This window comes from Streptosporangium sp. H13245 (assembly GCF_055690525.1).
In genome coordinates, this window is sequence record NZ_JBSZKT010000002.1 from 344,815 (window position 1) to 366,387 (window position 21,573).

Annotated in this window: 14 protein-coding genes; 9 read left to right on the plus strand and 5 right to left on the minus strand. The window is 71.9% G+C overall.

What is annotated here, in order from left to right; genetic code table 11:
• The first annotated feature begins 113 nt into the window (after window positions 1-113).
• From ACW9TB_RS05555 to ACW9TB_RS05575, 5 genes are all read left to right on the plus strand, one after another.
• Window positions 114-2,357, plus strand: coding sequence for a TOMM precursor leader peptide-binding protein (locus tag ACW9TB_RS05555; protein ID WP_472747108.1), 2,244 nt, complete (start codon window positions 114-116; stop codon window positions 2,355-2,357).
• A gap of 15 nt (window positions 2,358-2,372) precedes the next feature.
• Complete coding sequence (locus ACW9TB_RS05560; protein ID WP_472746838.1) at window positions 2,373-3,734, plus strand: SagB family peptide dehydrogenase; 1,362 nt, start codon at window positions 2,373-2,375, stop codon at window positions 3,732-3,734.
• A gap of 147 nt (window positions 3,735-3,881) precedes the next feature.
• Complete coding sequence (locus ACW9TB_RS05565; RefSeq protein WP_472746839.1) at window positions 3,882-4,694, plus strand: biotin/lipoyl-containing protein; 813 nt, start codon at window positions 3,882-3,884, stop codon at window positions 4,692-4,694.
• 15 nt (window positions 4,695-4,709) lie between these two features.
• Window positions 4,710-6,953, plus strand: a complete 2,244-nt coding sequence (locus ACW9TB_RS05570) for an NHLP family bacteriocin export ABC transporter peptidase/permease/ATPase subunit (RefSeq protein WP_472746840.1) — start codon at window positions 4,710-4,712, stop codon at window positions 6,951-6,953.
• Window positions 6,950-9,838, plus strand: coding sequence for an NHLP bacteriocin export ABC transporter permease/ATPase subunit (locus ACW9TB_RS05575; protein WP_472746841.1), 2,889 nt, complete (start codon window positions 6,950-6,952; stop codon window positions 9,836-9,838). Before ACW9TB_RS05570 ends, ACW9TB_RS05575 begins: the two co-directional genes overlap by 4 nt.
• A gap of 30 nt (window positions 9,839-9,868) precedes the next feature.
• Here the strand turns inward: ACW9TB_RS05575 and ACW9TB_RS05580 are convergent, their stop codons facing one another.
• The 5 genes from ACW9TB_RS05580 to ACW9TB_RS05600 all read right to left on the minus strand — a co-directional run bounded on the left by ACW9TB_RS05580 (window position 9,869) and on the right by ACW9TB_RS05600 (window position 16,394).
• Window positions 9,869-10,267 (minus strand): DUF4259 domain-containing protein, encoded by a 399-nt coding sequence (locus ACW9TB_RS05580; RefSeq protein WP_472746842.1) that lies wholly within the window; start codon window positions 10,265-10,267, stop codon window positions 9,869-9,871.
• An 80-nt stretch (window positions 10,268-10,347) separates the two neighbouring features.
• A complete protein-coding gene (locus tag ACW9TB_RS05585; RefSeq protein ID WP_472746843.1) occupies window positions 10,348-10,698 on the minus strand; it encodes a DUF1801 domain-containing protein in 351 nt (116 codons plus the stop codon).
• 287 nt (window positions 10,699-10,985) lie between these two features.
• A complete protein-coding gene (fusA, locus tag ACW9TB_RS05590) occupies window positions 10,986-13,091 on the minus strand; it encodes an elongation factor G (protein ID WP_472746844.1) in 2,106 nt (701 codons plus the stop codon).
• Window positions 13,092-13,526: 435 nt separating this feature from the next.
• Window positions 13,527-14,825 (minus strand): erythromycin esterase family protein, encoded by a 1,299-nt coding sequence (locus ACW9TB_RS05595; RefSeq protein ID WP_472746845.1) that lies wholly within the window; start codon window positions 14,823-14,825, stop codon window positions 13,527-13,529.
• A 210-nt stretch (window positions 14,826-15,035) separates the two neighbouring features.
• Window positions 15,036-16,394 carry a carotenoid oxygenase family protein gene (locus ACW9TB_RS05600; RefSeq protein WP_472746846.1) on the minus strand — a complete coding sequence of 453 codons (1,359 nt, stop codon included), beginning with the start codon at window positions 16,392-16,394 and terminating at the stop codon, window positions 15,036-15,038.
• Between the two features lie 209 nt (window positions 16,395-16,603).
• On the opposite strand from ACW9TB_RS05600, the gene ACW9TB_RS05605 reads away from it, so the two are divergent.
• The 4 genes from ACW9TB_RS05605 (at window position 16,604) to ACW9TB_RS05620 (ending at window position 21,112) form a co-directional block, all read left to right on the plus strand.
• A complete protein-coding gene (locus tag ACW9TB_RS05605; RefSeq protein ID WP_472746847.1) occupies window positions 16,604-17,023 on the plus strand; it encodes a hypothetical protein in 420 nt (139 codons plus the stop codon).
• Window positions 17,024-17,025: 2 nt separating this feature from the next.
• A complete protein-coding gene (locus ACW9TB_RS05610; RefSeq protein WP_472746848.1) occupies window positions 17,026-17,253 on the plus strand; it encodes a helix-turn-helix transcriptional regulator in 228 nt (75 codons plus the stop codon).
• A 25-nt stretch (window positions 17,254-17,278) separates the two neighbouring features.
• Window positions 17,279-18,250, plus strand: coding sequence for an NAD(P)-dependent alcohol dehydrogenase (locus tag ACW9TB_RS05615; RefSeq protein WP_472746849.1), 972 nt, complete (start codon window positions 17,279-17,281; stop codon window positions 18,248-18,250).
• A 360-nt stretch (window positions 18,251-18,610) separates the two neighbouring features.
• Window positions 18,611-21,112, plus strand: coding sequence for an N-6 DNA methylase (locus tag ACW9TB_RS05620; protein ID WP_472746850.1), 2,502 nt, complete (start codon window positions 18,611-18,613; stop codon window positions 21,110-21,112).
• Window positions 21,113-21,573 lie beyond the last annotated feature (461 nt).

Sequence of the window (21,573 nt, forward strand, 5' to 3'; positions counted from 1 at the left end):
GTATCGGCCGGGCGATGCGTACAATTTTTTGCGCATTCACCATCCGGCCTCCCCCGTGTTTAAATCCGCAATGAAGAAGGTGTCGAGAGCTTGATATAAAAAGGCGGATGGCGATGGAGAGTCCACGGCTAAAAGCTCATTTCCATGTCGAGGTTGTGGACGGATCCAGGGTCTTCCTGTTCGCGGAGGGAAAGGACTTCCTCGTGCCGGGGAAGGCCGCCGTGGCCGTGCTGCCCCACCTTGACGGCCGCACGACCGTGAGCGAGATCGTCCAGCGGTTGTCCGGAAGCGTCCCGTTCACCACGGTGCTGACCACGTTGCGCCGCTACGAGGCGGCGGGGCACCTCGCCGAGGGCCGTCCCGACCTGCCGGAGAAGGTGCTGGCGTACTGGGACGCGCTGGGCGTCGACCCGGCGGCCGTCACGAAGGGCACGCCGGTCACCGTCTCGGCCACCGAGGGGGTGGACGCCACCCCGGTCGTGGACGCCCTGGCCGGGCTGGGGTTGAGGGTGCGCGCCGCCGCGATCGGCGAGGTGCCCGCGGAGGGGGTGTCGGTCGTGCTCGTCGACGACTACCTCGACCCGGCCCTGGAACGCCGCAACGCGCTGCAGCTGGCGTCCGGGCTGCCCTGGCTGCTGGCCAAGCCGGGTGGCGTCAGCCCGTGGCTCGGCCCCTACCTCGACCCCGACCACACGGGCTGCTGGTCGTGCCTGGCGCAGCGGCTCAGCGGCAACCGCCAGCTGGAGCGCTACCTCGCCGGGAAGCGGGGCGAGCGGACCCCGTTCCACCCGGTGCGCGCGCAGATCGCGGCGGGGCCGCTGGCGCTGGCCGGGATGCTGGCCGCCGAGGTCGCCAGGATCGTGGCGACCGGTGAGCCGGGCGCGCTCTGCGGCCAGATGGTCGCCCTCGACCTGGGGACCCTGGAGACCAGCAGGCACGTCCTGGTCCGCCAGCCGCAGTGCCCCTCGTGCGGCACGCCGCCCGACGACGACCCCAAGATCGTGCTCACCCCGCGGCAGGCCAGCCACGTCACCGACGGCGGCTACCGGGTCAACCAGCCGCAGGAGACGTTCGACCGGCTGGAGCGGCACATCAGCCCGCACCTCGGCGCGATCAGCAAGCTGAACTCCATCGGCGCCGACCCCACCGGCCTGACCTTCAGCTACGCCGCCGGGCACAACTTCGCCATGGTCAACGACAGCATGGACCTGCTGCGCCGCAACCTGCGCGGCCAGAGCGGAGGCAAGGGCCGCTCGGAGATCCAGGCGAAGGTCAGCGCGGTCTGCGAGGCGATCGAACGGTACTCGGGGGTCTGGCGGGGGGACGAGCCGGTCATCCGGGCCGCGTACGCCGACCTGGACCCGGCGGCGGCCGTGCACCCCGACCGGATGCTGCTCTTCTCCGACGAGCAGCGGGCCGGGCGCGCGGAGTGGAACGCCGACCCGGCGCACCGGCTGCAGCAGGTGCCCGACCCGTTCCCGGAGACCGTGCCGTTCGACTGGTCGCGGGCCTGGTCGCTCACCCGCGACGAGGAGCGGCTCGTCCCGGCCGCCTACGCCTGGTACGGCCACCCCGACCTCTACGGCCACTTCTTCTGCATCGCAGACTCCAACGGCAGCGCCGCGGGCAACACCCTGGAGGAGGCCATCCTCCAGGGCATCTGCGAGCTGGTCGAACGCGACTCCGTGGCGCTGTGGTGGTACAACCGGCTGCGCCGCCCCGCCTTCGACCTCGACTCGCTGAACGACCCCTACGTCGGCGAGCTGCGGAACTTCTACGACGGCATGGACCGCGACCTGTGGATGCTCGACCTCACCACCGACGTGGGCATCCCGGTGTACGCCGCGGTCTCCCGGCGCCGCCACGAGGTCGAGGACATCATGGTCGGCTTCGGCAGCCACCCCGACCCGCGCGTCGCGGCGTTCCGCGCGCTCACCGAGCTCAACCAGTTCCTGCCCACCGTGGAACGGCGCGACGAGGAGGGCAACACGCTCTACCGCGTGGACGACCCGGAGATGCTGGCCTGGTGCAAGGAGGCCAGGCTCGACCGGGAGCCCTGGCTGCTGCCCGACCCGGACCGGCCGCCCGTCACCGTCGGCCCGCCCGCCCCCACCGACCTGGCCGAGTGCGTACGCCGGTGCGTGGACGCGATCGAGGCGGCCGGCTCCGAGGTGATCGTCCTCGACCAGACCCGCCCCGACCTGGAGCTGAACGTCGTCAAGGTGATGGCGCCCGGCCTGCGGCACTTCTGGCGCCGCCTCGCCCCCGGCCGCCTCTACGACGCGCCGGTACGGCTCGGCTGGCTCGACCGCCCCACCCCCCAGGACGAGATCAACTCCTGGAACGTGTTCTTCTGAGACGGACGGTCCCCCATGAACCCCATCATCGTCTCCCGGCTCCGCAGGGACGCGACGTTCTCCGGTGAGCGCATCCAGCTCGCCACCACGTTCCTCGACCTGAGGAACCTGTCCCACGGGCAGGGCACGGCACTGAAGATGCTCGCCGAGGGCGACCACGACGACACCGCCCTGGCCGCCGCGGTGACCACGGCGGACGGCGAGGCGGGACTGCTCCGCTGGCACATGCTGTTCCGCGGGCTGAACACCTCCGGGCTGGTCGAGCACGCCGTGCGGGTGGACGGCGCCGTCACGGCCAGGCTCTATCCGGTCGGCCGGGGCTCGACGCTGCTCGCGGCGGCCCCGGCGGGCCCCGTACGGCTGTCGCGCTTCGCCGAGACACGGGTGGTGGACGGCGCGCCGACCCTCCGCGCCCCCGGCCGTCACCTGGCCGTCGAACTGGCGCCGCCGGCCGCCGGGCTGCTCGGCGAGCTGGCGACCTGGAACACCGGGACACCCGTCCCGCTGCTGCGGCTGCTGGCCACGGCCGGGCTGCTCGCCCCCGGCGGCCCGGACGACGACACCGAGGTGGTCGAGCGCCCCTACGCGCAGTGGCACCCCGCCGACCTGGCCTTCCACTCCCGTACCCGCTTCCCCGCCTCGGCCGGTGGGTACGGCGGCACCTATCCCCTCGGCGACCGCTTCCCCCCGGAACCGGTCTCCCCGCCGCCCTCGGGCATCCGTACGGTCGCGCTGCCGGTGCCCGACCTGGACGAGATCGCGGCCAGGGAGCCGTCGTTCACCGAGGTCCTCGAACGGCGCACCTCGATCCGCGCCCACGACCAGGAGACGCCGATCACCCTCGGCCAGCTCGGCGAGCTGCTCTACCGGAGCCTGCGCAGGCGGGGCACCATGACGGGCAGCGACGGCCAGCGGCTGGCCAGCCGCCCGTACCCGAGCGGCGGGGCCGTGCACGAGCTGGAGGTCTACCCGCTGGTCTCCGCGTGCGAGGGACTGCCGTCCGGGCTGTGGCACTACGCGACCGACCGGCACGAGCTGGAGCTCGTCGCCGAGCCGGGCAAGGCCACCGAGGCGCTGGTCAGGGAGGCGCGGAACGCCGCCATGATGGAGACGGACCCGCAGGTGGTGCTCCTGGTGGCGGCCAGGTTCGGCCGGGTGATGTGGAAGTACGAGACCGTCGCCTACCCGCTGGTCCTCAAGCACGTGGGGGTCCTCTACCAGACCCTCTACCTGGTGGCCACCGCGATGGACCTGGCCGTGTGCGGCCTGGGCGGCGGGGACGCCGCGGCCTTCGCCACCGCCTCGGGACACGACCCGCTCCTTGAGGGCACCGTCGGGGAACTCGTCCTCGGCTCCCGGCCCCGGACGGAGGGGTAGAGCGCGATGACTCCACCGCCGGACGCCCCGCCGACCGCGATGGCTCCACCATCGGACGCCCTGTCGACCGCGACGCGACTCCACCACCAGATGACCGCCGGAGAACTCGTTCCCGGCTCCCGGCCCCGGACGGAGGGGTAGACCGCGATGAGATTCCGCTACCAGGCGCTGCAACGGATGCGCGAGCCCGACGAGCTGGACTCCCCCACCCTGCTGGCCACCCCCCGGGGGTGGATCGCGGTCTTCGTCGTGATGATCGTGATGGCGGGCGGGCTGGTCTGGGCGTTCGCCGCCGAGCTGCGCATCTCGGTCGCCGCCCCGGGTGTCCTCACCCACCCGGGCGGCACGGCCCGCATCCAGAGCCACTACTCCGGCCTGGCCCGCCGCGTGCTGGTCCGGCCGGGCGACCGGGTGATCGTCGGCCAGTCCGTCGCGGAGCTGCAGGACACCGACGGCAAGACCCAGGAGGTGGCCAGCCCGTTCACCGGCCAGGTCGTCGGCACCACGATCAACGACGGCCAGGTCGTGGCCGTCGGCACCACGGTCGCCACGGTCGAGCGGACCGACCTGCCCGACGACCGCCTGGTCGCCATGGTGTTCGTACCGGCCGACCGGGCGGCGTGGATCACCCCCGGACGGCCGGTCGACCTGGAGGTGTCCACCGCGCCCGCCGCGGCCTTCGGGCTGCTGCGCGGCCAGGTCACCTCGGTCAGCCGCTACCCCCTGACCGGCGAGGCACTGGCCGGGCTGGTCGGCGGCGAGCTGGCCGCCAGGAGGTACGCCACCGTCCAGGCCCCCCTGATGATCATCGTGGACCTGATCCCCGACCCGGGCGCGCACTCGGGATACACCTGGTCGACCGCGCAGGGCCCGCCCGTACGGCTCGACTCGCAGGTGACCGTGTCGGCCTCCATCCACCTGGGCGAGCAGACGCCGTTCGACCTGGTGCTCGGGCGCTGAGCGGAGGAGAACACCATGACGAACACCACCCTGAAACCCGCCAAGCCCGCCAAGCCCGCGCCCAAGAAACAGCCCCAGGCCCCGCGCCCCCGCAGGAAGAACCGTCACCGGGTCCCGACCGTGATCCAGATGGAGGCGGTCGAGTGCGGCGCCGCCGCGCTGGCGATGGTCCTGGGCCACTACGGCAAGCACGTCCCGCTCGAGGACCTGCGCGGCCGGTGCGGGGTGTCCAGGGACGGGTCCAAGGCGTCCTCGATGCTCGCCGCGGCCCGCTCCTACGGAATGATCGCCAAGGGCTTCCAGGTCGAGGCCGAGCTGCTCCGCGACCAGACCGGGCCGGTGATCATCTTCTGGGCGTTCCAGCACTTCATCGTGGTCGAGGGGCTGGTGACCCGGTTCGGCCGCACCATGGTCGCGGTCAACGACCCGTCGTCGGGTCCGCGGCTGATGGAGTGGTCGGAGTTCGACTCCGGCTTCACCGGGATCATGCTGACCTTCGAGCCGGGGCCCGACTTCACGCCGGGTGGCGAACGCGCCAGGCTCAGCAGGGCGCTGCTCCAGTGGCGGCTGCCCTCCGGACGCGCCCTGCCGCTGGTGCTGCTGGCCAGCGCGCTGCTGCTCCTGCCCGGCATCGCGGGGCCCGCCTACTACCGGGTGTTCATCGACCGGGTGCTGAACGGCAGCTCCCCCGGCGTGCTGCCGCCGCTGCTGGTCGTGATGGCGTTCACCGCGGCGGCCATCTTCGTGCTGACCTCGGTGCAGCAGTACTACCTGCTGCGGCTGGAGATCAGGGTCGGCCTGGTCGGCTCCGCCCGCTTCTTCCGGCACCTGCTCCGGCTGCCCATCGAGTTCTTCCTGCAACGCCGCCCGGCCGAGGTCGCCAAGCGGATCTCCACCAACGACACCGTGGCCGAGATCCTCTCCCGCGACCTCGCGCTGACAGTGATCAACATGGTGCTGGTGGCGTTCTACGCCGCCCTGCTGGTCCGCTACGACGTACTGCTCGGCGTCATCGGCGTCGGCATGGCCGCGCTGAACATCCTGGTGCTGCGCTGGGTCGCGCGGGCGCGCAAGGACGCGGTCACCGCGCTCCGTACCGACCGGGGCAACCTCACCGGCACCACCTTCGCCACGCTCAGCATGATCGAGACGGTCAAGGCCACCGGCGCGGAGCCCGACGCCTTCACCCGCTGGGCGGGCTTCCTGGCCAAGGTCGTCTCCGCGCAGCAGCGGCTCGGCGTGCCCACCGCGGTGCTGGTCGTGGTCCCGCCGCTGCTGGCCACGGTGAACACCGGCCTGATGCTGCTGATCGGCGGGCTGCGGGTGGTGGAGGGCGTGCTCAGCGTCGGCATCCTGATCTCCTTCCAGACCCTGCTGGCCGCGCTGAGCAGGCCGGTCACCCAGCTCACCAACCTCGGTGGCCGCCTGCAGGACCTCAGCGCCGACGCCAAGCGCATCCACGACGTGGAGCGGCACCCGATCGCCCGCTGCTTCGAGCGCACCGGCGGCGAGACGGAGATCGCGACCCGGCTGGAGGGCCGCCTCGAACTGCGGGAGGTCACCTTCGGGTACGGCCCGCTGAGCGACCCCATCATCAAGGACCTCTCGCTGAGCATGACACCGGGCAGCCGGGTCGCGATCGTGGGCGGCTCCGGCAGCGGGAAGTCCACCCTGGGCCGCCTGCTGACCGGCCTGTACGAACCGCGCTCCGGGCAGATCCTGCTCGACGGCCACCCGGTGGACGAGATCCCGCGCACCGTGCTCGCCAGCTCGATGGCCTACGTCGACCAGGACATCGTGCTGTTCGCCGGGACCGTCCGCGACAACCTGACCCTGTGGGACGAGGCCGTCCCCGACGAGGTGGTACTCGCCGCGCTGCGTGACGCCGCCGTCTACGACGCCGTGCTGGCCCGCCCCGGCGGGATCAACTCGTTCGTCCGCGAGGACGGCCGCAACTTCAGCGGCGGCCAGCGGCAGCGGCTCGAACTGGCCCGCGCCCTGGCCGCGGAACCGACCCTGCTCATCCTCGACGAGGCCACCAGCGCCCTGGATCCGGAAACGGAGCGCGTCATCATGGACAACCTGCGCCGCAGAGGGTGCGCCTGCCTGCTGATGGCCCACCGGCTGTCCACCATCCGCGACGCCGACGAGATCATCGTCCTGGACCGAGGCCGGGTCGCCGAGCGCGGCAGCCACGAGGACCTGCTCGCCGCCGACGGCATCTACACCCGGCTGTTCAACACCGGAGGAGGACTGTGAGCCCCACAGCGCCCACAGCGCTCGCCGGGGTCGCCATCCCGCTGGACCTCGGCACCGACCGGTTCACGGCCCTCGACAACCCCGGGCGGATGCTGCTGGTCGAGTCGGGCCTGGTGGACCTGTTCGCGGTACGGACCGCCGACGGCGAGCTGGACGGGCGCTGGAACTTCCTGGGCCGGGCCGAGGCGGGCACGGTGCTGGCCTGCGGAGTGCCGCCGGGGCCGCGCCACGTGATCGTGGCCCGCCCGGTGCCCGGCGCCGTACTGGCCGACGTCCCGGTCGCGGTGCTGCACGACCTGCCCCCCGAGGCCGCCGCCTGGCTGGTCAAGGGGCTCGGCCGGGGCATCGAGCTGCTCGCCGAGGCGCTGCCCGCCACCCTGCCGCCCCGCCAGTTCGTCCCGCTGCCCGCCAACGGGACCGCCGAACTGGACGCGGGCCGTACCCTGCGGTCGGTCGACGGCGTGCGCTGCGTGCGCGTCGAGGAGGGCGAGGTGGGGGTCGGCAACAGCGACCTGGTGCTCGGCGCGGGCGGCGACATCTGCCTGACCGAGCGGGACTGGCTCATCGCCCGCACCAGGATCCGGCTGCGGACCCGCTCGCTGCACTCGGTCTTCGACGAGGGCCTGCTCTGCGAGTTCCTCGCCACCCACGCCGTCCGGCTGCTCGCCACCGTCGACGAACGCCTCGACCGGCAGCGCGAGGAGGAGCGCGCCGCGCTGACCGGCCTGCGCGACCGCGAGAGCACCGTGCTGACACAGGCCGTACGGAGCTTCGACGCCGTACTGCGCGACACCGAGGTCCAGGTCAAGCTCGCCGACGTGGCCAACGACCCGCCCGCCCTGGCCGCGGCCCGGCTGGTGGCGGCGCACCTGGGCTTCGAGGTCCGGCCACCGGTACGGCACGGCGGCCAGGACCGTCCGATGGGCGACCTGCAGGCGATAGCGCTCGCCTCCGGCGTACGGACCCGGATGGTGCGGCTGGACGGCCCGTGGTGGAAGCAGGACCTGGGGCCCATGGTGGGCAGCACCTCCGCGGGCCGTCCCGTGGCGCTGCTGACCATGGGCCACGGCTACGTCATGGTGGACGACGGCGTGCTCACCCCGGTCACCGCGGCCGTCGCCCGCGGCCTGGAGAAGCGCGCGCACGTGCTGTACCGGCCGCTGCCCGCCGCGGTCAAGACCGTCGGCGCGCTGCTGCGCCTGGGGCTCTTCGACAGCGGCAACTACCGTGACCTGCTGCGGTTCGCCGCCATGGGGGTGCTCGTCGCCCTGCTCGGGCTACTCGTCCCGATCATGACGGGCAAGGTGCTCGGCGTGTTCACCGTCCGGGCCGAACTCGACCTCATCGTGCAGGGCTCCCTGCTGGTGATCGGCTCCGGGTTCGTGGTCGCGGTCCTGTCGGTGGTGCAGAACATCGCGGTGCTGCGGGTCGAGAGCCGCACCACCTCGGCCCTGCAGTCGGGCCTGTGGACCCGGCTGCTCTCCCTGCCCGCCGGGTTCTTCGCCCGCTACTCGACCGGCGAGCTGGGCACCACCGTATTGGGCATCAGCTCGGCGCAGGAGATGCTCTCCGGGATGCTGACCACGGCCACGCTGGGACTGCTCACCGGATCGGCCAACCTCGTCCTGGTCTACTTCTACGACGTGCGCCTGGCCCTGGTCGCCACGGCGCTCATGCTGTTCGGGCTCGGCTTCGCCACCGTCGCGGGGCGGATGCAGCTTCGCTGGCAACGGCAGTCCTACGAGCACGAGCGGACCATGTCGGCCCGGGTCTTCCAGATGCTCACCGCGATGCCGAAGCTGCGGGCCGCCGCCGCCGAGGAACGCGCGTTCGCCGAGTGGACCCGTGAGGTCACCAGGGGCCGCTCGCTGACCGCCTCGGCCCGCCGCATCCAGAACGCGGTGACCACGTTCAACGCCGGATTCCCGCTGGTCTGCACCGGGGTCGTGTTCGCGGTGGTGGCCGGGCCGATGGCGGGCCAGATCCCGGTCGCCACGTTCCTGCCGTTCTTCACCGCGCTCAGCCTGCTGCTCGCCTCCAGCCTCCAGTTCACCGCCGCCGCCGTCACCGCGATGGGCGTCGTGCCGATGCTGGAGAACATCAGGCCGATCCTGGAGGCCAGGCCGGAGACCGACGGCACCAAGGCCGACCCCGGCGACCTGTCGGGACGGCTCGGGCTCAGCACGGTGTCGTTCCGCTACGGCCAGGACGGCCCGCTCACCCTCGACGGGGTCGCCCTGTCGATCGAGCCCGGCGAGTTCGTGGCCCTGGTCGGCCCCTCGGGCAGCGGCAAGTCCACGGTGCTGCGGCTGCTGCTCGGCTTCGAGACCCCGCTGTCGGGCACCGTCCTCTACGACGGCCAGGACCTCGCCGAACTCGACGTCTCCGCCGTACGCCGCCAGTGCGGGGTGGTGCTCCAGAACGGCGCGCTGCAGGCGGGAAGCATCCAGGCCAACATCGTCGGCAGCGGCATCCACACCGTGGACGACGCCTGGACGGCGGCCGAGATGGCCGGGCTCGCCGACGACATCAGGGCGATGCCGATGGGCATGCACACGGTGCTCTCCGAGGGCACCAGCACGCTCTCCGGCGGCCAGCGGCAACGCCTCATGATCGCCCGCGCGCTGGTCGCCCGGCCCCGCATCGTGTTCTTCGACGAGGCGACCAGCGCGCTGGACAACCCCTCCCAGAGCCGGGTCGCCGAGAGCACCCGCCGTCTGAACGCCACCCGGGTGGTGATCGCCCACCGGCTCTCCACGGTGGTCGCCGCCGACCGCATCGTGGTCATGGACGAGGGGCGGATCGTCCAGCAGGGCACCTACGACGACCTCCTGGCCGACCGGGACGGCCTCTTCGCCCGCCTGGCCACCCGCCAGCTCTCCTGACCCGGGACCCTCGTGCCCCTCCTTGGAGGGTCAGGCCAGGGCCTGACGGTAGGGGACGAGGGTCGCGAGCCATTTGTCCAGGGAGCCGGAGTCCTTCCACAGTTCGTACAGCTCGTTGTCGTCGGGGCTGGTCGCCCGGTCGATGGTGGCCCGGGCGAGGTCGCGAAGCCCGGCGGACACCTCGAAGGGATTGTCCCTCAGCCACCGGGCGGCGACGGCGTCCCGCTCGGTGCCGAGCACGCGGGCACCGACCAGGCAGGCCAGCGCCACGGCCCCGCTCATCTCCGGCCCCTCCACGTACTCGTCCTCGTCGAGGATCTCCCGCATCACCAGGGCGAACATCTTCGTCGCGTCCTTGGCGCCGTCGAGGGCACCCAGATAGTCGAGAGCCCCGTCGTTGTCGAACGGTCCCATGTCCCACGCGCCCATATCGGTCTCCCGCCCGCCCTTCTGATCGGTCGATCAGATGGTAGGGACCGCCTGCGACATTTCACCGCCCCGTCCCCCGGCTACTCCTGGTCCAGCCGCACGGCCTGCCGCGCGTAGTCGCGCAGGGCCTCCCGGTTCACGTTCTCCGGCTTCTTGAGCTTGACGTGCCTCGTCGTCTTGCCGACGCCCTCCAGCAGGCCGAAGGAGTCCTCGAACTCCGCGCCCCGTGCGAAGGCGAAGGTGAGGTGCGTCTTACTGACGCTGATGATCGCCAGGAGCTTACGGCCCTGCCAGGCGGGCGACCCACGGCTGATCACCTCGGCCGCGTCGGGAGCGCACTCCCTCATGAGCTCGCGCAGTGTCTCCACGATTTCCCGGTGTTCCGGCTGAACCTTGGTTTCGACGAATTCATCCACAGCTTCGCTGCTCATGAACAGGCCTTTCTGACATCGCTCGTTGACCTGGGGCACGCGTGTCCCCGATTCCCGGCCGGTCGATCATCGGCGGGATGAGGCAGCATAGCCCGGCCGGAGAACGACGGCAGCCCGATATATCGGTGTTCCCGGCCTTCGCACACCGAGCGATGGCCCCGCCCGCGGGCGGGGCCATCGCCGGGTTCCTGCTCTGTGCGGCGTCCCATCGGGCACCGCACAGAGCAGGACCATCACCGGTGTGGTGTCCCGTCAGGCACCGCACAAGGCAGGACCGTCACCCGCTTCTACCGGGACGGTGTCCCGTCACGCACCGCGCCCGGCACCGGGGCGTAGCCGGTGGCCCGGGTGGTGAAGGTTCCCCGGCCCTGGGTCCGGCTGCGCAACCGGGTCGCGTACCCGAACAGCTCGGCCAGCGGCACGGTCGCGGTGATCACCACCGTCCCCGCCCGCGCGGTCGAGCCCGTGACCCGGCCGCGCCGGGCCGCCAGATCGCCCAGCACCCCGCCCGCGGCGTCGTCGGGCACGGTGGCCGTGACCTCGACCACCGGTTCCAGCAACGCCATCGCACCGGCCCGCAGCGCCTCCCGCAGCGCGAACCGTCCGGCCGTGCGGAACGCCATCTCCGAGGAGTCCTTGGGATGGGTGGCCCCGTCGGTCAGCGTGACCCGCAGGCCGGTCACCGGGTGACCGCCGAGGGGACCCTCGGCCAGCGCGTCCCGGCACCCCGCCTCCACCGCCCGTACGTACTCCTTCGGCACCCGCCCGCCGACGACGGCCGAGCCGAACACGAAGCCCGGCCCGCCGGTGCCGTCCGGAGCGCTCTCCAGCGGCTCCACGTCGAGGACGACGTGGGCGAACTGGCCGGCGCCGCCATCCTGCTTGACGTGCCGGTACAGCAGCCCGGACACCCCGCGCACGACCGTCTCCCGGTAGGCCACCTGCGGGCGGCCGACCCCGACCTCCAGCCCGTGGGTACGGCGGATCTTCTCCACCGCGACCTCCAGGTGCAGCTCGCCCAGCCCCGACAGCACCGTCTGACCGGTCTCGGGGTCGGTCCGGACCACCAGCGAGGGATCCTCCTCGGCCAGCCGCGCCAGCGCCGATGCCAGCCTGCCCGCGTCGACGCTCCTGCGGGCCTCGACCGCGACGGAGACCACCGGATCGGCCACGACCGGCGGTTCGAGGACCAGCGGCTCCGCGGGCGCGCACAGGGTGGCCCCGGTGCGGGCCGCCCTCAGCCCGACCACCGCGACGATGTCCCCGGCCACCGCCAGGTCCACCTCGGTGTTCCGGTCGGCCTGGACCCGCAGGATCCGGCCGATCCGCTCGGTACGCCGCGCGCCCGCGTCCAGCACGGTGTCTCCCTTCCTGATCGTCCCCGAGTACACGCGCAGGTAGGCCAGCCGCCCGGTCGCGGTCGAGCTCACCTTGAACACCAGCCCGGCGAACGGCGCCGCCGGGTCGGCGGCCCGCTCCCGCACCGCGCCGTCCGGGGACCCGTCGCGGGTCCCGCGTACCGGCGGCACGTCCAGCGGTGAGGGCAGGTAGGCGACGACGGCGTCCAGCAGCGGCTCGATCCCCCGGTCGCGGTAGGCCGATCCGCACAGCACCACCACGCCCTCACCCGTACGGGTCAGGTCGCGCAGCGCGGCGGCGAGGGTCGGCGCGGAGATCTCCGGCTCCGCGCAGAACTCCTCCAGCGCGGCCGGGTGCAGTCCGGCCACCGTCTCCTCCAGCAGCCTCCGGCGCCGGTGCGCCTCCTCCAGCAGGGCGTCAGGCACCGGCCCCTCCTCGAGCGTGTCGCGCCCTCCGGCCCAGACCAGCGACCGCATGCGCAGCAGGTCCACCACGCCGGTGAACCCGTCCTCCCGTCCGATCGGCAGCTGGACGACCAGCGGGACCACGCGCAACCGCTCGCGGATCGACGCGACGGCCGCGTCGAGGTCGGCCCCGGCGCGGTCGAGCTTGTTGACGAAGGCGATTCGCGGCACCCCGTGCCGGTCGGCCTGCCGCCACACCGACTCGCTCTGCGGTTCGACGCCCGCGACGGCGTCGAACACCGCGATCGCGCCGTCGAGCACCCGCAGCGAGCGCTCCACCTCGTCGGAGAAGTCGACGTGGCCCGGGGTGTCGATCAGATGGACGCGGTGGCCGTCCCAGGCGCAGCTCACCGCCGCGGCGAAGATGGTTATTCCACGGTCGCGCTCCTGGGAGTCGAAGTCGGTGACGGTCGTCCCTTCGTGCACCTCGCCACGTTTGTAGGTGGCGCCGGTGACGTACAGGATCCGTTCGGTGACGGTGGTCTTGCCCGCGTCGACGTGGGCGAGGATGCCCAGGTTGCGGACGCCGGTCAGCGAGTCGGTGATGTGATGGTGTGAGTTGGTACGCACGGCCCGTGGCCCTTCGGAATGATCCGGACAGGACGGCGCGATTCCCGGACGAGACGAGACGACCCGGGGTCAGGTCGTGGAGAGCCCCCGGCGGGCAGGGGTCAGACGTTCGTCACGGGCGGGCGACGCGGGCCGCGCGGCCGACGTCGGACACCAACGAAGACACCAGGATCACGTCGTAGCGTGACGGGGGAATGACCACGGCGGTGCGACAGCGCACGGCATGCTCCCCTCACTGGTCAAGCACTGGTCAAGGCACGCGCCGCGATGTCGCGGCGGCGTGTGATCAGTGGCGAGTGTACTGAGACCGGCACGGGCGGAAAACCGGTTTTCCCCCACCCCGGCGCCCGGAGACCACCGAGGCACGGCCGGATCACGCGTCCGGCTCGCGAGCGACGCGCGTGATCTGGCCGGAACCACCGAGGCACGGTCAGGTCACGCGTCCGCTTCGTCGGCGACGCGCTTGACGAAGAGGAGCCCGTCGGTATCGCGCAGGTGGCCGGGGTCCAGCGGGAAATAACCGTAATTAGCCGACATGTCGGTACGCGGGGCCGGTTCGCTCCCCATGGCGCCGAGAGCCTCGGCCAGGCTCGCCGAGTCGACGACGTAGCGGTTCCCCGGGAGGGTGGACAGGATCCCCTCAAGGGTGTCCGGGCCCGGAGCGTCGAGCCCCTGGTGCGGCACGGCTCCCAGGGCCGACGCCACGAAGGCGTACTCGTCGCCCAGCCGCGCGCCGACGACCGCGCCCGCGCTCCACCACCTCAGCGTCCGGCCTTCCAGCGCCCCCCAGCCCGGCGGGAGGAGCCAGTGGCTCTCGTCCCTCTGGAGATGGCGGTTGTGGGCGTAGACCAGGGTCGGCCCGCGTCGCGCCCGGCGTTCCCGCTCCTCGATGGCCCACAGGTTGTCGGCCATCATCGCGTCGCGCAGGCCCATCAGCCGTACCATGCGCGCCTCGGACGTGTCGGCCATCACGGCGTGGTAGCGGAGCAGCCCGGCCGCGGTACGCCCGCGCAGGCACGCCCGCCACCACTCGTCACGCGACGTCGCGCGGATCAGGCGCGGCGACTCCGCGGTGAGCAACGCCAGCAGGTCGTCCGCGATGAGGCGCAGTTCCCCGGCGTCGGCGGACAGTCCCACGGACAGGGAGGGGTTCATGGTCACCGCGGGGTCGGTCCACCGGTCGTCGGAGCCGACCAGGTGGTCGATGGTGCCTGCGGTGTACGGGAGGAGGTCGATCTCCAGGTGGGCCGCGAGGTAGCCGTGCAGCGCGGTGAGGGCACGCCCGGGGCTGTCCGCGCCGGTCATCTCGAACGGGCCGTCGAACCCGAAGAACCGGACCCTGTCCCACGCGGGACGCTCCCGGTTGTGCTCCCTCATCCACCGCACGAGCTCGCGGGTCGTCTCCAGCTCGCCCAGTCCGTGGCTGAAGCCCCGGCGCATGACGTCGTCGAACGTCCCCGCGCCCTCCGTGACGTACTCGTCGACGACCAGGCCCGCGAGGCAGTCGCTCTCCAGCGCGACCGACCGGTAGCCCTCGTGCTCGACGAGGTGCCGCAGGACCTCGTTCCGCAGCCTCGGGAGCGCCTCCTCACCGTGCATGGCCTCCCCCAGACCGAGCAGGCGGGGCCTGGCGGGGAGCGACCGGAGGAGTCTCGTCATCGCGGCGCCGAGATCGGCGGCGCTCTCGCCGGCGAACGCCCACGTGCCGTCTCGGACCGGTGAATCGGCGGCCATGGCCACTCCTGTCTCTTCGGGGGTACCGGAAACTCCTTCAACCGTATCGTTGAACCTCCTGTGTAAACTTTTGCTCGTTCGTGCTTGTTTTGTAGGCCGAAACCTTCAACAGTGTGGTGCACCCAGGACCGGCCGGGCTTCCCCGCCCGGACCGCTCGGACCGGATCTCCGCCGGAAGGCACGCCGGGATGCCGGCCGGTCCCTCGGCCGTCACAGGTCGGGCAGCCAGCTCCCGTGGAAACCGAGCGGCACCCGCACCGGAAGGTGGATCCGCGCGACGGGCTCGCCGGTGAAGTCCCGCGCGGACAGGATCACCAGGTCCGCCGCGCCACGGTCCCGGTCGTGGACGTACGCCAGGACGTAACCGTCGTCTTCGCCGGCCCCCGCGGCGGCGAAGACGCCCTCACCCACGGTGGCATCGCGCCCGAAGCGGTGCACCTCCGTGACGTCCCGGTCGTAGTCGTGCTTGACCAGCGCGTTGTCGAACGCCTCGTCGGGCAGCGGCCCGTCCACCGGAGGCATCGCGACCTCGTTCATCTCCCCGGTGACGGCGGTGTAGCCGTACCGGTGGCGGCGCGACAGGACGCTCTCGTTGACGCGGGGGAACTCCTGCGGCCGGTCGTCGATCGTCCGCCGGCGCATCGTCCCCGCCCCCGGGTCGATCGTCCAGCGTTCCAGCGCGGCCGGTTCGGCGGTGTTGGTGCGGACGTCCATCCGCGGATACCTGACGAGGTCGAGGACCACGGAGGAGCCCTCGTCGTAGGCGTTGAGGGTGTGGGCGACGTAGCACGGCTCGATGTCGATCCACCGGACCCCGCCCCCGCCCTCGCGCGGCATGAGCCCGACCCGCGTCTGGTGCGCCTCGTTCCAGAGGTAGGGCACCTTCTCCCCGGCCTGCGCCAGCTCCATGCTGAACGTCACCGGCTGGTCGATCAGCACGACGTACCGTTCGGTGAGCGCGAAGTCGTGCATGATCGGCGCGTCGGGGACCGGGATCCGGGTGGTGCGGATCGCCGTGCCGGTCCGGTCGACGACCAGGTGCCGGACGTGGTCCCACAGCGGGAAGTACGTGACGGCGTGCAGCTCGCCGCTGACCGGGTCGAGCTTGGTGTGCGCGGTGAACGCGCCGTCGAGGGCCCCGCCGAAGTCGTACGGCCCGACGGTGCCGAGCTCGTCGTCCAGCTCGTACGGCGACGGCCCCGCCTCGATCAGCGCGAGCGTACGACCGGCGTGCCGGATCACGTGCGTGTTCGGGGCGAAGTCCGCGGCCGGGTCGAAGCCGTCCGGGTACGTCCGGCGCGGCTCCCCGAGCCGGGCGGTCACGTCGGCCGAGCGCACCCACCGGTTGCGGTACCACTCGGCGCGGCCGTCGCGGAGCCGGAGACCGTGGACCATGCCCTCGCCGAGCATCCAGTGGTGGGCCACCGGGTCCTCGATGTTCAACGGGTTGGGCCCGTTCCGCAGCAGCCTCCCGTTGAGCTCCGCCGGGATGCGCCCGGACACGGGCAGGTCGTACACGGTGACCTCTTCCTTCACCGGCGCGAAGGGACCTTCCAGGTACGGATTCATGATGAACGTCCTTTGGTGAGGTTGACGTCACCGACCTTCGCCGGGGGGGCTGACGGCCCGCGTACCGGCCGCTGACGGGGCGGTCACCTCCCCGTCAGCCGTCTTTCTCCGGGTGCGGGGCCCCTGTCCGCGCTGTAAAAGATTCTTGACATCATGTCCGCCCTGCCATACATTCGAGCATGTTAAAGATTTTTAACATCGGAGCGGGGATGTCATTCAAAGAGAAGAGCGCGTGGGTTCAGGCCATCGGCGCGATCTGCATGTACGCGGTTTACCTCACGGTCGTCCTGGGGCGGGCGCGAGGCTCGTCCGTCGCCGAGATCGCCTACCAGCGACCGCTGCTCACGATCACCGTCGTGTCGATCGTCGTGTCGATCGTCGTCCAGATCGTGATCGCGGTCACCTCACCCAAGGAGGCGGGCGTGACGGACGAGCGTGACACCGGCATCCACCGGTACGGCGAGTACTTCGGGTACTACATCCTCGCCGTCGGCGCGGTGGTCGCGCTCGGCCTGGCGATGGCGAGGTTCGACTACTTCTGGATCGCCAACGTGATCTTCCTCGCGTTCGTCCTGGCGGCCCTCATCACGTCGGTCGTGAAGATCGTCGCCTACCGGCGGGGTTTCTAGCCGTGGGGAAGCCGACCAAAGTCACCAACGCCATCCGATCGCTCAGGTTCGCGCACGGGGAGATGACCCAGGCGGACCTGGCGGACCGCATCGGCGTCACCCGCCAGACCGTCATCGCCATCGAGCAGGGCCGCTACTCGCCCTCCCTGGAGATGGCGTTCCAGATCGCACGAGTGTTCGGCGTGCCGCTCGAAAACGTCTTCCAGTACCCGGAGGACACCCCCGCATGACCACCGGATCCCCCAAGGAGACACCATGAAGGCGATCGTCCAGAACACGTACGGCTCACCCGACGTCCTCCGCCTCGAAGACATCGACAGACCGGTGATCGGCGACGGCGACGTGCTCGTGAACGTCCACGCCGCCGCCGTCCACATGGGTGACTGGCATTTCATGACGGGCAGGCCGTACATGATGCGCGCCATGGGTTTCGGGCTCCGCGCGCCCCGGACCCGCGTACGGGGTATGGACGTCGCGGGCCGCGTCGAGGCGGTCGGCAGGGACGTGACGCGGTTCCGGCCGGGCGACGAGGTCTTCGGCACCTGCGACGGCTCCCTCGCCGAGTACGCGCGCACCGGACAGGACAGGCTCGCTCCCAAACCGGCGAACCTCACCTTCGAGCAGGCCGCGGCCGTCCCCATCTCGGCCTTCGCCGCCCTGCGGGGCCTGCGTGACGCGGGAGAGGTCCAGGCGGGGCAGAAGGTCCTGGTCATCGGCGCGTCGGGAGGCGTCGGGACGTTCGCGGTGCAGCTGGCCAAGGCGTTCGGGGCGGTCGTCACCGGCGTGTGCAGCACCACCAAGGTGGACCTGGTCCGGTCGATCGGCGCGGACCACGTCGTCGACTACACCCGCGAGGACTTCGCGAAGGCGGGACCGCGCTACGACCTCATCCTCGACACCGCGGGAGGCCGCTCGCTGACACACCTCCGGCGCGCCCTCGTCCCCCGAGGCACCCTCGTGATCGTCGGAGCGGAGGGGGGCGGACCGTTGCTCGGCGGTACCGACCGCCAGCTCCGGGCGCTCATGCTGTCGCCCTTCGTGAGCCAGAGGCTGCGCGGCCTGATGTCGGAGGGCTGCCAGGAGGACCTGCGACTGCTGAAAGAACTCATCGAGACGGGCAAGGTAACCCCGGTCATCGACCGGACATACCCCCTGGCCGACACCCCCGAAGCCATCCGCTACCTCGAAAAGGGACACACCCGAGGAAAAGTCGTCATCACCATCTGAGCCGCGACGGGGGCGCCATCGACTTTCAGCCGCCGACGACCAGAACCGGTGGAGCTCGGCGTGGACCCCGCTTCCTGCGCGTACTGCCATGCGGCCGACGTCAACGTTCCAGAACGACGACCCCACCCCCGCCTCCTGAAACAGCTTCGACGGCTCCCGCGCCGGGTGGGATGGCGAGAGTCCGGCCGTCGCCCTTGGTCGGGCTTCTGCGGCCGGGTCGACCCAGAGTGAACTGAGTCAACGGATAAGCTGCCGGGGACCCTTCCCAGGAAGCCGCGACACCTGCCCACCTGGGCATATGCCGTCATCGTGCCTTCCGGCGGTGGGGTCGCCACCGTCCGTCCGCTGCCCGGAGACACGATGCCTCCTTCTGCCGATCCGTCCGTCTCCGTCACCCTGGCGGAGATAGCCAGGATCGCCGGTGTCGGGCGCGCGGCCGTCAGCAACTGGCGCCGCCGCCACGACAGCTTCCCCACGCCGGTCGGCGGTACGGACACCAGCCCGCAGTTCGCGCTGTCGCAGGTGGAGGAGTGGCTGAGGCGGCAGGGGAAACTGGACGAGGTCGGCAGCCGGGAACGGCTGTGGCCGGAGTTCGAGGCGCTCGGGGACCGCGACGCGATGGGGACGGCGATCGCCTCGGCCGGTGCCCGGCTCGCCCGGGAAAACGCGGGACACACGACGAACGCGACGAACACGGCGGGCACCGTAGGTAAGGCGAGTACGGCGGCCACGGCGAATACGACAGGCATCACGGGCACCGCGACGGCGGGCGCGACAGGCACGGCGGACGCGGAACACGTGGTGGGGCCGCCGGGGACCGGCGCGGCCGGGGGGCTTCCGGACGATACCGTTCTCTCCGACGCCCAGCGGTCGCTGGTGGAACGCGCGGTCGGCCTGGCCGGGAAACACGGGCCCCGGGACACCTTCGACTTCCTGCTCGGCCGCTGGCTCGACACCCACGTCCGGCAGATCAGCGTCACGCCGCCCCCGCTCGCGGCCCTGATGGCCGAGGTCGCCGAACTGTCCCGCGACGGCGAGGCCGGTGGCGTCGGCACCGTGTTCGACCCGGCGTGCGGCACGGGCGGTCTCCTGCTCGCCGCCGCCCGGCAGTGGGCCGACAAGGTGGACGAGCACCGCTCGGGTGTCCCGCTGAAACTGCTCGGCCAGGACGTCGACCCGACCCAGGCGGCGCTGGCCGCCGTACGGCTCCTGCTCGCCGGACACTCTCCGGGGCACAGGGCCACGTGGGACGTACGAACCGGGAACACGCCGCGTCTCGCCGGTGACTCGGCGGGGCGTGAGACCGCGTGGGAGGTGGACGTACGGGCCGGGAACACGCTGCGTGCCGATCCCCATCCCGATGTCCGCGCCGACGTGGTGCTGTGCAACCCACCGTTCAACGAGCGCGACTGGGGATACGAGGAGCTCGCCACCGACGCCCGCTGGACGTACGGCCTGCCTCCCCGCACCGAACCGGAGCTCGCCTGGACGCAGCACGCGCTGAGCCGCCTGGCACCCGGCGGGACGGCCGTGCTGCTGATGCCGCCCGGTGTCGCCTCCCGTAGAGCGGGTCGCCGGATCCGCGCCGGGCTGCTCCGTAGCGGCGTGCTGCGCGCGGTGGTCGCCCTGCCGCCGGGGTCCGCGCCCCCGCACAGCGTCGCGCTGCACCTGTGGGTCCTGCGGGCACCGGCCGGAGGCGGAACGGACGCGGGGGCCGGGGTGCTCCTGGTCGACGCGGCCGAGATCCAGCCCGAGCCGTCAGGGGGAACGCAGAGGACGGGCAGGGCGGCGATCGACTGGCCCCTCCTGCACCGGCGCGTGGTGTCGGCCGTCCGGGCGGGAAGCGCGCTGTCGGCCAGCCGGGCGGGAAACGAGGTACCGGCCGTCCGGGCGGGAGACGAGCTGTCGACCAACTGGGCAAGAGGCGAGGTACCGGCCAGTCAGGCAGGAAACGAGGCGCTGACCGTCCTGGCACGAGACGAGGTGCCAGCCGTCCGGACGGGGAACGAGGTGTCGGCCAGCCGGGCGGGAGGCGGGAGCAGGGGGCGGCCCGCCGATCATGCCGTGGTTCCGGTGATCGACCTCCTGGACGATGAGGTGGACCTCACCCCCGCACGGCACGTCCCGAGGAGGGCGGCCTCCGCGAACCTTGGCCTGCGGCGCTCGTGGAACCAGTTCGGCACCCTGCTCCACGAGCTGCGGGACCTGACCGCGACCCTGTCCGCGCTCGAACTGAGCGGCGAGGAGCCGACAGGCCAGGGCACGGTGACCGTGGGCGACCTGCTCCGGGCGGGCGCGTTGACGATGCGGGCCGGGCAGCAACCGGCGGACGGCGCGGTGCGCACCGGTGACGCCCCCGAGGACGCCGTACCCCTGCTGACCGTCGCCGACGTACTGGCCGGAGGCAGGCCGTCCGGCTGGCTGCCCGCGCGTGCGGCCTCGGCGGGGGAGGCGGCGGGCACCCTCACCGTGACCGTCCCGGAGGAGGTGGTGGTCGTCGGGGCCTACCGGGCGTTCGGCGCCTGGGTCGACACCGGCGCCCCCACGGTGCTGGGCTCGCAGCTGTCCGCCCTCCGGGTGGATCCGGCACTGCTCGACCCGTGGTTCCTGGCCGGTTGCCTGCGGGCCCCGGCCAACGCGAGGCAGGCCGGAACCCACGCCTCGACCTCCTCCCGTATCGACGTCCGCAGGCTGCAGGTGCCGAGGCTTCCCCTCGGAGAGCAACGCCGCCACGGCGAGGCCTTCCAGCGGCTCACCGCCTTCGAACGGTCACTGCGGGAGGCGGGGACGATCGGCGGGGAGCTGGTCGACGGGCTGACCGACGGCCTCGCCACCGGGAGGCTTCCGGGCAACCGGGCGTGATCTTCGTGGAAGGGCCCGCCGAGGGGTGAGCGACCATCTGTCCGTCGCGACACCGCGCGACCGGACATGGGCGGCATACGACCCCGCGCGGCTTCCGGGTGACCGTGCATGGCCCGGCCCGCCTTCCCCGGGTCGTCCTGCGGCGGGCGGGAAAGGTCGTCGACCGTGGTGGTCGGTGGCCCCGGCCGGGTGTCCCGTACGCATCGGCGGGGAAACCCGAAACTCGCCGTACGGGAAAAGGGCAGGGGCTCCTCGTGCGTGTCGCGGGATGAACAACGGCACACCTGCCCACCAGGATCTCATCTGACGAAATAGCGGAAAATATCGAACATAGCTCGCGAAACACCGTCGATAATCCTCACTGGAGGCCGCTCATCGGGATTCGGAGTCCCTCGGCCGGACGGCTCCGCCCGGCCGGGCCGTGCATCGGTACACCCTCGGCGGCGAGGTCCGTGGCGGAT

Bases quoted from the DNA above. Each gene is read 5' to 3' on its own strand.
- ACW9TB_RS05595 (WP_472746845.1), bottom strand. From the start codon at position 14,825: ATGGCCGCCGATTCACCGGTCCGAGACGGCACGTGGGCGTTCGCCGGC.
- ACW9TB_RS05615 (WP_472746849.1), top strand. From the start codon at position 17,279: ATGAAGGCGATCGTCCAGAACACGTACGGCTCACCCGACGTCCTCCGC.
- ACW9TB_RS05600 (WP_472746846.1), bottom strand. From the start codon at position 16,394: ATGAATCCGTACCTGGAAGGTCCCTTCGCGCCGGTGAAGGAAGAGGTC.
- ACW9TB_RS05560 (WP_472746838.1), top strand. From the start codon at position 2,373: ATGAACCCCATCATCGTCTCCCGGCTCCGCAGGGACGCGACGTTCTCC.
- ACW9TB_RS05555 (WP_472747108.1), top strand. From the start codon at position 114: ATGGAGAGTCCACGGCTAAAAGCTCATTTCCATGTCGAGGTTGTGGAC.
- ACW9TB_RS05585 (WP_472746843.1), bottom strand. From the start codon at position 10,698: ATGAGCAGCGAAGCTGTGGATGAATTCGTCGAAACCAAGGTTCAGCCG.
- ACW9TB_RS05605 (WP_472746847.1), top strand. From the start codon at position 16,604: ATGTCATTCAAAGAGAAGAGCGCGTGGGTTCAGGCCATCGGCGCGATC.
- ACW9TB_RS05620 (WP_472746850.1), top strand. From the start codon at position 18,611: ATGCCTCCTTCTGCCGATCCGTCCGTCTCCGTCACCCTGGCGGAGATA.
- ACW9TB_RS05565 (WP_472746839.1), top strand. From the start codon at position 3,882: ATGAGATTCCGCTACCAGGCGCTGCAACGGATGCGCGAGCCCGACGAG.
- ACW9TB_RS05570 (WP_472746840.1), top strand. From the start codon at position 4,710: ATGACGAACACCACCCTGAAACCCGCCAAGCCCGCCAAGCCCGCGCCC.
- ACW9TB_RS05580 (WP_472746842.1), bottom strand. From the start codon at position 10,267: ATGGGCGCGTGGGACATGGGACCGTTCGACAACGACGGGGCTCTCGAC.